The organism is Parabacteroides timonensis (assembly GCF_900128505.1).
Taxonomy (GTDB): domain Bacteria; phylum Bacteroidota; class Bacteroidia; order Bacteroidales; family Tannerellaceae; genus Parabacteroides; species Parabacteroides timonensis.
In genome coordinates this window covers 1,933,213-1,944,870 of the sequence record NZ_LT669941.1, presented here as the reverse complement: position 1 = coordinate 1,944,870, position 11,658 = coordinate 1,933,213, and the positions used below count along the sequence as shown (strand labels likewise).

Below are 11,658 nucleotides of genomic sequence, written 5' to 3'. Positions count from 1 at the left end.
TGAAAGGGCGAACTCCATTGGAGTCCGCCCTTCTTTTTCAAAATGATATTATTCGTTCTCTATCAATAGTTGTCATTCTGTGTTAAAGAGCCTCCTACGTAATCGATTTCATTCTGTGGTATCGGATACGGATAGGTTTTGTCTGTAACGTGAGTTCCCGCTCCGGAGTATTTGCCTTCGGCTGTTTGACCGAATGCCTGCATGGTAGGAATAAAAACTCCCCAACGGAGCAAGTCATACAAGCGTAAACCTTCACATCCCAACTCGACTCTTCGCTCATGGCGTAAGGCTTTCTGCAGGTCATCAGACACTTTTACTTTGTATTTTGCGTTGAAAATATCTTCAGTGACTCGTTTATCATCGGTCAGATTGAATTTTCTCAGCTTTGCATAACTGTCTGTTGGGGAGGTGGTGACGAAAGCACGATGACGAACCTGGTTGATCAGATCTACGGCTTTTTGTTTATCGTCACCCGTTTCGATCAGACATTCGGCATACATTAACAGAACGTCGGCATAGCGGATATGATAAAAAGTCCAGTCCGTGTTCAATAAATCGCCGATAGGTCTTCTTGACCAGTCTGGATATTGTTTGCGGCTATGTTGTAATGAGAAATTATCATATCCGGAGTAATCATGGACTTCCTCTGTTCCATCCGATTTGACAAAGATATCTCCTGATGAAAGTATAGTGTGAACCAGACGCGGATCACCTACTTCATATTCATCTACCAGGTCGTAGGTCGGACATTCGCCTCCCCAGCCACCTGCTCCGGCACGTCCGATATTCATTTGAGGACAAACACTTCCTCCCGTATAATTCGGAACATAGGAACGTAAGGTTATAAATACAGCCTCTTTAGACATATACCCTTTAGCGGCACTATTAAACAAGGTTTCGTAATCATCGATCAGCTCGTAACAACCGGAGTCGACGACCGTTTTCAAATCAGTTTTCGCTGCTTCATAATTACCGTAAAACATATTTACTCTGGCTCTGAATGCTAAAGCTGCTTCTTTTGTGATACGTCCCAGTTCGGATGCGGGTAATGATTTGGCACTCGGTAGATTCGGCTCCGCAATAGCTAGCTCCAGATCGGAAAGGATAAACTTCATAACTTCCGCTTTATCGGCTTTTGTTATATCTCCTTTTTCACTTGCACTTAATGGCCTGTCTATGATAGGAATATTGGAAAACATCATTGCCAGGTCAAAATAATAGAAAGCACGCATAAAATAGGCTTCTGCTATCCAGCGTTTTTTCTCTTCGGTAGAAACCAGGGAACCTCCGGTTTTAATTAGCTGCGTTTCCGGAGTTATCAGTGACAAGAATACGTTGCAGGGAGAAATAGCCTGTTTATAACGATGATCCCAGAATTGTGTCAGTAAACTGCTGGTGGCGGTAGGATTTCCCCGGGTTACTTCTGTGATAACAGAACGGTCACCGGCATCGGAACCTCCTTTGGAACAGTCGTCTGTCAACTGATCGCCAAGGTCAAACTTCATGGTCTGATAATCCCACTGGTTTAATATAGGTTGATAACAGTTTATCAGAAGTTTGAAGCCCGCATCTTCCGTACTCAGATACGTTGTTTCGTCGAGTGATCCTAAGGTTGGCCTGTCCAAGAAATCGGAGTTACAACCCGCCATTAGAAGACTTATGGCTACTGTCGATGCAAATAATGTACATTTATTTAATATTGATTTCATAATACAGTCATTTTTAAGATTAAAGCTTTAGACTTATACCAAACATAAATGTTCTTGGCTGCGGATAAAATCCCATATCACATCCTTTGTATTGAGGATTGTTATTAATCTCCCCGATTTCCGGATCAAGTCCTGAGTATCCGGTAATGGTAAATAGATTTTGTGCAGCAACGAATACACGCAGGTTATTGATCGTAATCTTTTTGGTGATGGCAGAAGGGATTGTATAACCTATTTGCAGATTTTTCAAACGGACATAAGAACCATCTTCCACATACCAGTCTGACATTTCCAAGTTCATGCGGCTATCGGCATCGATACCGAAATTCTTATTCGTACTACCCGGGCCGTTCCAATAGGTTGTCAGGATATCCTTCGGGGCATTATACCATCCTGTTCCCGAATAAATATCATATTTCAAAACATTCAATAAGTCGTTGCCGACAGATCCTTGGAAGAAGGCTGAAACATCAAAACCTTTATATTCGGCGGACAAGGTTAGGCCGAATGTGAAGTCCGGATGTGGATTACCGGTCATGGTGCGGTCTTCGTCATCCAGTTTACCGTCTCCGTTGAGATCTTTAAATTTCAGGTCACCCGGTTTAGCTCCCGGCATAACTACCTGGCCATTGTTTTTGTAATTGTCGATTTCTTCCTGTGTCTGGAATACTCCGTCTGTTTTATATCCATAGAAATAACCGATCGGTTTACCCGGTTCTGTCATGGTGTAGCTATAATAACCCAGATGGATTCCTTTACCGGGGATATTGGCTCCGCTACCAAGACTTTCTACCTTATTGCGATAAGTGGAAATATTTCCATCGATAGAATACTTGAAATCTTTTCCGGCTTTGCCGTTATATCCTATTGTCAGTTCGATACCTTTATTACTTACACTACCGGCGTTCATCCACGGGATATTGGGAAATCCTAGACTGCTGGGAACCGGAACCTGTACAAGCATATCCTGTGTCTTACGGTTGAAGTAATCGAAACTGGCATGTAGCGATCCATTGAAGAAGGCCAGGTCTAAACCGAGGTCTAATTGCCGGGTGGTTTCCCATTTTAAATCCTGGTTACCGACCTGGGTACGACCACCATACAGGATGGTTTCATAAGGATTACCAAAAAGGTAATAGCTGCCATTTCCGTAGGTATTCAAATAGGCACCGTCTGAAATAGTCTGGTTTCCGATTTCTCCCCAACCAGCTCTTAGTTTGCTGAGAGATAACCATTCGAAATCTTTCATGAAGCTTTCTTCCGAGAAGTTCCAACCGGCAGAAACGGACGGGAAGCAACCCCAGCGGTTACCGTCTGCAAAGCGGGATGAACCGTCCCAACGAATATTGGCAGTCAGCATATAACGGTTGTCAAATGAATAGAATACACGTCCGAAATATGAATTCAGGGAGTTGGTGACAGAATATCCGCTGGCTCCCGGATTGAGTGTACCGGCGTTAATGATTTGCTGGCTCGGATCGTTATTGACCATTCCCTGTTTGGATGCACCGATGTATTCGTAGCGTTTCTTTTCGGCCGAGGTTCCTATCATTGCACTGACTGAGTGTTTGTTGAACTTTTGATTGTAAGTAAAATAGTTGTCGAACACCCAATAATCGGTATTGGAAACACCCCTGCTTACGGTTGCATAGGTACTGTATTCATCTCCATCCAGATAATACTTGGGAGTAAAGCCATCGCTTTGGTTGCGATTCAGGTCAAGTGCGATACTGGATTTGAATGTCAGGAATGGGAATAGTTTGAATTCTCCGGAAACATTCGATTTCGTTGCTATGCCATGCCATTTGTTTTCAGCCATGCGATCTACCTGGGCAACTGTATTAGGTTTGTTTGAGTAAATGACACCGGTATATCTGGACCACGGATTTGTCGGTTCATATCCACCCATAATACGTGTCTGCAGGAAATCGGGAATATCGACCAGATTATCTCTGTATACAGGAGTGATCGGGTCGGCACTGATCGTACTGAATACTGTGGCGGTATAAGAGTTGTTTTCATCCAGGTTTCTTCTGGATTCATAAATCACGTTGATGTTTGCCGATAAATTCAACCATTTGGTTACTTCCGAGTCCATGTTCAGACGGCCGGACAAACGTTCGTAGTCGGAACCTCTCAAAATACCATCCTGTTTCATGTATCCGAAACTGGTGCGGTATCTCATTTTATTCAAGCCACCTGAGAAAGCCAGGTTATAATTCTGGTTAACCGCTTCCGACGGTTTACGGGTGGTTTCGTCCCACCAGTCTGTACCTGCTCGTCCACCGTTCTTTTCGAGGAAGGAGAGGATCTGTTCCCGTTTCTCCGGTGTGGAAAAGTCGTCGATCAATGTTTTGCCGGCTGCTGTGTAAGCACGATTCTTATATTCCATAAATCCTTCGGCATCTAATACGTCATAACGTTTGGGGATACTTTGGAAACCGATATTCATATCGAATTCGATATTGCTCCGGTAACTTTCGCCGGACGCTCCGCGTTTGGTAGAGACAAGTATAACACCATTAGCGGCACGTGCTCCGTAGATAGCCTGGGCGGATGCATCTTTCAGCACTTCGATACTTTCTATATCGCGTGCATTCAGCCAACCTATATCATCCTGCGGTAATCCGTCCACTACATATAACGGATTATTGTTGTTGATGGTACCGACACCACGGATACGTACGTTACCCAACGAACCCGGGCTACCGGAACTGGAGGTGATGGTTACACCTGCTGCTTTTCCTTGTAAGGCATCTGCGGCACTACGAAGAGGAAGGTTCGCTATATCATCTCCTTTTACTTGGGTAATAGCTCCGGTCAGGTCTCTTTTCTTGAAATGACCGTAACCGACCACTACTACTTCTTCCAGTTTCTGGGTGTCTTCCGACAACATGATATCCAACCGGCTTCTGTTTCCTGCATTTATACTTTGCTGTACATAACCGATGTATGAGAATTCAACAATTGCATTGTCCGGGACATTATCAAGCAGATAATTTCCATCTACATCTGTCATAGACCCCAGTGTAGTACCTTTTACTATGACATTTACTCCGATCAGGGCTTCTCCGTTCTGGTCGGTCACTTTTCCGGATATTCTTTTTTTATCCTGATTAACCGATTCGACCGGGGCCTCTTTAATTTTCTTATTTGTCAGAACGACATGGTTCTTTACGATCTTATAAGTGATATCCGTATCCCTGAACATATCGTTCAGGACATTTTCAATAGGACTATCCTGTACCTTGATATCCACCTTATCGTTTACATCGATCTGGTTATCATTGTAAAAGAATTTGTAATCGCTTTGATTTTCTATCGCTTTAAAGACATCAGAGATCGTTCCTTTGGTAATACTTAGTGAGATCATCTGGGCGGATGTTGCCGCTACGTTCAGTTGGAAGATAATTAAGCACAAACCTATTATAGTAAACTTCTTTAAAGTACTCAATTGGGCGCTTCCTGAACTCCCTGCATGATTTGCCATAATTTGTATATTTAAGATTAGTAATTATTTATAAACACAACGATCAGGACCGTTACCGGCCTGTAAAAGATTTTATGATTGTTCCATAGGCTATTTATTTTAGGAGATTAAAACTTTGTTTTATTTAATAATTATCGTATCCTGCGTGGCCTGATACTGAATACCGGTATTTGTCTTGATCACATTGAGTATCTGAGTCAGATCTTCGCTGTTTCGGAAACTTCCGCTGAATTTGAACTTCTTGATCTTTTGATTGTCATATCTGAATACGACATTATAATTTCTTTCCAGCAGTTTGGTTATATCCTGCAGATACATCATCTCGAAAGAGAGATAACCGCCTCTCCACTGCGCAAATAGTTTTTTGTCATAAGGGGTTACCTCTATTTTGTTTCCGCTTTTGTAATAAATGGCGACCTGATTGGGGGCAAGCATGATCTGCTGCTTGGTCAATGTCGGTTGCACGGCAACTTTTCCACTGAACAGGGTGGTGATCAGTTGGGTATCTTCCGGATAGGCAGATATATTGAATGCTGTGCCGAGGGCTTTTACATCGATTCCGTTTGTCTTGACGATAAACGGCTTTTTCTCATTCCTGGCTACTTCGAAATAAGCTTCCCCGCTTAAATGGATATTGCGGTTGGACCGTCCGTAATCTTCTGCATATTGGATTGTCGTGCAGGAGTTAAGCCATACTTTTGTTCCGTCGGGTAATTGCAAATAGCTTTTTTCACCTTTCAGTGTGACCAGTTTATATGTTCCGGTTTCTGTTGTATTTTTCTGGTCGATAAAGAAGATGGTTGCCAGCGAAATGCCGAAACCGATAAAAATAGCTGCTGCATACCGGAGGGCGAGCAAGAATGTTTTTTCTTTTTTGGGGGTGGGAGAGTTGTTCGGTTCCGATGTCGGTAGCGACGATAACAGGCGTTCCCATTCATTGCCTACAACCACTTCATCGTTCAGACTTTCTTCGATTATATCTTTGATGTATTCCTTCATTTTTAGTTTTTCTTTTTCTCTTTTATAAGTATGACACATCCGAAGGGTGAGCTACTTACAAGACTGATTCATTTTGTGTTATAAATTTGTTAGGAGGCCAGATAATCTTTCAGGTTATTTTTCAGGATTTTGAGAGCCCGGTAGATTTGTGTTTCCACTGTCCGGACGGAGATGGCCAGCTGATCTGCTATTTCCTGGTTCCTGAGGCCGTCTATACGGCTTAACCTGAAGATCGATTTACATTGATCCGGTAATTGTTCGATCGTATTTTCCATTATTTGTTCTATTTCCTGCATTGTCAGTTCTGAGTGTGGATTTGCATCCCCGGCAATTTCTGTTTTCTGACCGGAATCGTTGTTTTCGATGATTGCTGTTGTTTTCATAGTTCGTATATAATTTAAACATTCATTTTGAACAGATCGGTGTAAATAGGCATTTAAGGAGGTATGGATATCTATTTCTTCTCTTTTTTCCCAGAAACGGAGAAAGACATTTTGTAACAGGTCTTTTGCAATCTCGGGATCGTAAATGAATTTACGGCAGTGAACATATAATTGGATATATACTACATGAAACAGCGTATTAAATGTAGAAATATTTCCAGCCTGGATCTGCGCAATTATTGTTTCATCAGATTTCATTGTAGTTTGAATGTTTGAAATCGTTTTACTTACTGTTTTTGATGATTGACGGGTATTGCCTGCGAAGTCCCTAGGGGAAGTAGTCCCGGACTTCGCAAGCAATTTAGTTTTGCAGATCATAAAATTTCATCTGTCACCTGATTGAAATACTGAATGCATTTTTTGATGTCGGGAACAGAATTATCCCAGTTATATTCATATTCGATGGAGAATACGCCTTTGAATTTCTGTGATTGTAATTCTTTCAACATACCTTTGACATCAAGTATACCGGTTCCCCAGATTACATCATGTTGTTCTTTCTCGCCGGCTTTTTTAGGCGCGATATCTTTGAAGTGAAGGGAGATCAGGCGCCCTTTCAGCTTCTTCAGACATTCAATCTGATCCAATCCTTCCCTGCGCCAGTGACCGACGTCGGCACAGGAACCGAGCGAGTGACTACGGCTGGATATCGCTTGTAACAGATTTTCCGGTTTCCAGTAATCAGAAGGCTGGGGATGGTTATGTACGGATATTTTGATTCCATACTGTTTTGAGAGTTTCTCTACCAGGTCCCAGTCCTCGAGAGCCGGTTCGCAAGTGATGAATTCCATATCCATCGCTTTGGCAAAGCAGAACATCTTTTCCCAGTCGGAAGATTTCTCTGCGACATAAACGCCTGTTCCGATAATTTTTATGCCTTTGGAGGCTGCCAATTCTTTCAGTTCCTTCTGGGTTTGGCTATCCAGGTTGAAATCGAAAACCCGGTCGCCCCATGTACCGCCCAGTTTATGTCCGGGATATATTTCTATATATTTCAGACCTAATTGCTGGGTTTTGTCGAATGCCTCTGTCAGGGAAAAGAGATGGAAGCTATAGGATTGTATTCCCAGGCGCCAGCCGTTTTTTTCGGCTTTGGTCTGTGCCTGAGCCGAGAAAGCCAGCAGGCAACAAACCATTGTCAATAAGCTGTTGAATATTCGTCTTATCATAATTTATTCATTCTATTTGAGTTATTTAGGCATGTCAGGTAAAGAGAACCCGTTATTATAGGTATGCTTGATCCATTCGTTGGCCATTTCAGCTGCATTGAATTCGGCAAAACGACGGTCGAAGCGAGGATCGCCATCTATTACCTTGAAATCGTCTACCGTTACGATCTTTATTTTGTCGGTCGGAGATATATTGGTAAAGCGCATATTCTCGCCATCCCATTGCAGTTCCCGGTGTAAACCTTGCAAACCGGACAGACGCACAGCAAGAACCCCCATCACGACCATTTCATTGAACGGACCGGAGAACTGGAAATTGGAAGAAGCTTCCGTCCTGTTTTCCGGCGATTCTTTACAAGCCCGTATCCAATCCTGTTCATGGGCATTGGTCGACCAGATATCACCGTTGCCTCCCTTGATTCGTGGGATAGTCGGTTTAGGCTGGTTGAAATGTTCCATGGCGGAAATGGGTAATAGGGTCGGATTCATTCCGTAACAGCCGGTCATGATCTTTCCTTTGGTACCGACAAAGATGATACCCCCATTTTCATCTCCCATCATCTGACCGTCTTTCAATTCTTCAGGGCGGGGAGGCATCAGGCCGCCATCGTACCAGTAAACTTTTACTTCCGGCATTTTGACGCTTCCCTTTGCCGGACGTGCCGGGAAAGTATAAGTAACGATCTGAGCATGAGGCGGAGAATATAAATTACTTAAGGTCGAGCTACCGATAACACTGGTCGGATATTTCAGGTCGAGTGCCCAGTAGAGCGGATCCATGATATGACAGGCCATATCGCCTAATGCACCTGTTCCGAAATCCCACCAGCCACGCCAGTTCCAGGGTGTATATACCGGATTATAAGGACGTTTCTGTGCCGGGCCGATAAAGAGATCCCAGTCCAAAGTCTTCGGACATTTAGGCATATCTTTAGGCTGCATTAGTCCTTGCGGCCAGATAGGACGGTCGGTCCAGCAATGTACTTCATATACTTCACCGATGATACCAGCCTGTATCCATTCAGCGATCTGGCGGCACCAGTCGAATGAATTGCCTTGGTTACCCATCTGTGTGGCTACTTTATATTTCTTGGCCAGCCTGGTCAGTAAACGCGATTCGTAAACAGAGTGGGTAAGCGGTTTTTGTGTGTAGCAATGTTTACCTAACGTGATGGCATGGGCGGTTACGCCTGCATGAGTATGGTCGGGGGTAGCCACCATCACCGCATCGATCGATTTGCCTATCTCGTCGAACATCACACGCCAGTCTTTAAAACGTTTGGCGTTCGGGTAATCTTTAAAGGTCTTGTCGGCATAATGCCAGTCGACGTCACAGAGTGCCACGATGTTTTCCGTGTTCATATTCGCCAGGTTACGCCGTCCCATACCGCCTACGCCGATACCGGCAATATTCAGTTTGTCACTTGGAGCCGTATGCCCGAAAGTTCTGCCGAGCACGGATCCCGGAACGATAGTCAGACCGGCCGCAGCCACAGCCCCGGTCTTCAGGAAACTTCTTCTTGAAATGTTTTTCATAACTATTATTATTAAAGTAAACGATATGATTATAATGTAGCCAGGCGGAGGTTACGCCATAGAACCTTAATACCTCCTCCATCATGTATCTGAAGAGCGATGCGTCCTTGTCCGGCACCGATTTTTTCGTCCCGGATATTTATCATTTCTTTTCCATTGAGCCAGGTTTGTACGTTATCTCCCTGTACTCTGACCCGCAGGGTATTCCAATCCCCGTATTTCAGGATATCTTCTTTTTCATCCGGTATCTGTATCAACCATCCGCGGCCGTACGATTCATAGACACCTCCGGTATCGAAGCCCGGAGGAGCAACTTCTACCTGCCATCCGTTCACTTTCACATCTTCTTCCACGAACGAACGGATGAAAACACCGGAGTTTCCGTCCGATTCTTGTTTGAATTCGACAGTAAGGTCGAAATCGTCATAATATTCTCTGGTGGCCAGGTAACCATATTGTTTATCAGGGCCGCTTTCACATATTAAAAGACCGTCTTTGACATACCATGACTCGGTACCGTATTTATCCCAGCCATCCAGGTTTTCTCCGTTGAATAAGCTGACTTCTTTTGTTTTGCGAGGAAGTTCTTTTATCTTAATGTTACGGAACCAGGCGGGATATCCATGATCCTGCAGGCAGATCAATCCTTTGTGAGCCAAACCATATTCCGGAGCATGCGACCATTTTCCGCTGTTCTTCCGGTTGAACCAGTCGTCTGACCAGGCATCGAATTCGATAGTCTTTTCCCCGTTCATAAAATAGGTGACATGACCGTTATCGAAAATGATCTTGGAATTATTCCATTCTCCTGCCGGATTGATCTTGATTGTGGAGAAATCCGGTAAATACATGGCATAGTCCACGCCGCAACGTTGCCAGTCTTCCAGGGGTTCTGCGAAATTTATATCGTCGATCAGCTGATATTCGGGTCCGGTTACATAAGGAACTGCAAATTGAGGGCGTTCAACGACATGGTATAATAGTCCGCTGTTTCCTCCTTTAGAAATTTTCCAATCCCACGAGAGTTCAAAGTTCTCATATATTTTATCTGTCACTATATAGCCGCTAGCATCACTTCCGTGCCCGTTGGCTTGTATAGTTCCGTCTACCACCTCCCAGGGACCTGTGAGAGCTGTTCCGTTATAGTCCCGCCAACCGTCGAGGCTCTTTCCATCGAAAAGGAGTTGCCATCCTTCTGCTTTTTCTTTTTCTGTCAGGCTGTTGTTTTCCTGTGTGTTGCATGCGCTAAACACCGACATGATTACAGCAGCGAGAGATAAAAAGATTTCATTTGAATATTTCTCTGTTACCATTGTTTGAGTTTATTAAATGTTCATGATGTAAACTTTACTAGAGTGACAAAATTTGAGTTAGGCCTACTTACAACATGAATACCTTTTTTGTTTATTTTAACCAAAGGATAATGGGAAATATCCAAACTATGGTGAGGGGAAGAAAAGTAATGGAAATGTGTCTCCTATAAACCGATAGAGCTAAGGGTTATATAAAAAAAAGCCGCTCTTGTTATTTTTAGAGTCGGCTTTATAATCTGTGATTTATTTATCTTTCAGTAGGTCCGGTCGTAGGCGTGCAGTCCGTTCCTGTGCCTGTTGTAACCGCCATTCATCAATCTTCCGTTGATGGCCGGAGAGAAGGACGTCGGGTACTTTCCAACCTTTATATTCTGCCGGGCGGGTATAAACCGGAGGTGCCAGCAAATCATCCTGGAAAGAGTCGGAGAGGGCACTTTGTTCGTCACCGATCACCCCGGGGATTAAGCGTACCACTGCATCGGTAATAATAGCGGCTGCCAGTTCGCCGCCGGTCAGGACGTAATCACCGACAGATATCTCTTTAGTGATCAGATGTTCGCGTATCCGGTAGTCGATGCCTTTATAATGGCCGCATAGAATAATCATATTATTCAGTAGCGACATGCTGTTTGCCATGGGCTGGTTGAGGGTTTCTCCATCCGGGGATGTATAAATGACTTCGTCATATTCCCGTTCACTTTTTAAAGCAGATATGGCCCGGTCGATCGGTTCGATCTGCATGACCATCCCGGCTTCTCCGCCAAAAGGATAATCATCCACACGCCGCCATTTGTCGGTCGTGTAGTCTCTTAGGTTGTGCAGGTGTATTTCTGCCAGGCCTTTGTCCTGTGCTCTTTTTACGATGGAGCAATTAATCATTCCATCGATCATTTCCGGTAATACGGTCAGTATATCAATACGCATAGAAGTTCATTTATTTACGGTGCAAAATACGGTATTATTTTATAGTTATCAAAATTCTGTTGGTTCATAATATCT

Annotated in this window: 8 protein-coding genes; all 8 read right to left on the bottom strand. The window is 43.8% G+C overall.

Annotation, left to right across the window (positions count from 1 at the left end; genetic code table 11):
- Positions 1 to 62: 62 nt before the first annotated feature.
- The 8 genes from BQ7394_RS15470 to trmD all read right to left on the bottom strand — a co-directional run bounded on the left by BQ7394_RS15470 (position 63) and on the right by trmD (position 11,583).
- Positions 63 to 1,709, bottom strand: a complete 1,647-nt coding sequence (locus BQ7394_RS15470) for a RagB/SusD family nutrient uptake outer membrane protein (RefSeq protein ID WP_075558253.1) — start codon at positions 1,707 to 1,709, stop codon at positions 63 to 65.
- A gap of 19 nt (positions 1,710 to 1,728) precedes the next feature.
- A complete protein-coding gene (locus BQ7394_RS15465; protein WP_087880634.1) occupies positions 1,729 to 5,082 on the bottom strand; it encodes a TonB-dependent receptor in 3,354 nt (1,117 codons plus the stop codon).
- 237 nt (positions 5,083 to 5,319) lie between these two features.
- The gene (locus BQ7394_RS15460) at positions 5,320 to 6,198 is read right to left on the bottom strand and encodes a FecR family protein (protein ID WP_075558252.1); all 879 of its coding nucleotides are present in this window, start codon (positions 6,196 to 6,198) and stop codon (positions 5,320 to 5,322) included.
- Positions 6,199 to 6,287: 89 nt separating this feature from the next.
- Entirely contained in the window at positions 6,288 to 6,839 is a 552-nt protein-coding gene (locus tag BQ7394_RS15455; protein ID WP_075558251.1) for an RNA polymerase sigma-70 factor, read from the bottom strand.
- Between the two features lie 116 nt (positions 6,840 to 6,955).
- Positions 6,956 to 7,810 (bottom strand): sugar phosphate isomerase/epimerase family protein, encoded by an 855-nt coding sequence (locus BQ7394_RS15450; protein ID WP_075558250.1) that lies wholly within the window; start codon positions 7,808 to 7,810, stop codon positions 6,956 to 6,958.
- 21 nt (positions 7,811 to 7,831) lie between these two features.
- On the bottom strand, positions 7,832 to 9,346 hold the full coding sequence (locus BQ7394_RS15445) for a Gfo/Idh/MocA family oxidoreductase (RefSeq protein WP_075558249.1): 1,515 nt from the start codon (positions 9,344 to 9,346) through the stop codon (positions 7,832 to 7,834).
- A 29-nt stretch (positions 9,347 to 9,375) separates the two neighbouring features.
- Positions 9,376 to 10,605, bottom strand: coding sequence for a 3-keto-disaccharide hydrolase (locus BQ7394_RS15440; protein WP_075560060.1), 1,230 nt, complete (start codon positions 10,603 to 10,605; stop codon positions 9,376 to 9,378).
- A gap of 297 nt (positions 10,606 to 10,902) precedes the next feature.
- Complete coding sequence (gene trmD, locus BQ7394_RS15435) at positions 10,903 to 11,583, bottom strand: tRNA (guanosine(37)-N1)-methyltransferase TrmD (RefSeq protein ID WP_075558248.1); 681 nt, start codon at positions 11,581 to 11,583, stop codon at positions 10,903 to 10,905.
- Positions 11,584 to 11,658 lie beyond the last annotated feature (75 nt).

Excerpts from the sequence above, each read along its gene's own strand:
- BQ7394_RS15470 (WP_075558253.1), bottom strand. The coding sequence starts at position 1,709 with ATGAAATCAATATTAAATAAATGTACATTATTTGCATCGACAGTAGCC.
- BQ7394_RS15465 (WP_087880634.1), bottom strand. The coding sequence starts at position 5,082 with ATGATCTCACTAAGTATTACCAAAGGAACGATCTCTGATGTCTTTAAA.
- BQ7394_RS15460 (WP_075558252.1), bottom strand. The coding sequence starts at position 6,198 with ATGAAGGAATACATCAAAGATATAATCGAAGAAAGTCTGAACGATGAA.
- BQ7394_RS15455 (WP_075558251.1), bottom strand. The coding sequence starts at position 6,839 with ATGAAATCTGATGAAACAATAATTGCGCAGATCCAGGCTGGAAATATT.
- BQ7394_RS15450 (WP_075558250.1), bottom strand. The coding sequence starts at position 7,810 with ATGATAAGACGAATATTCAACAGCTTATTGACAATGGTTTGTTGCCTG.
- BQ7394_RS15445 (WP_075558249.1), bottom strand. The coding sequence starts at position 9,346 with ATGAAAAACATTTCAAGAAGAAGTTTCCTGAAGACCGGGGCTGTGGCT.
- BQ7394_RS15440 (WP_075560060.1), bottom strand. The coding sequence starts at position 10,605 with ATGTCGGTGTTTAGCGCATGCAACACACAGGAAAACAACAGCCTGACA.
- trmD (WP_075558248.1), bottom strand. The coding sequence starts at position 11,583 with ATGCGTATTGATATACTGACCGTATTACCGGAAATGATCGATGGAATG.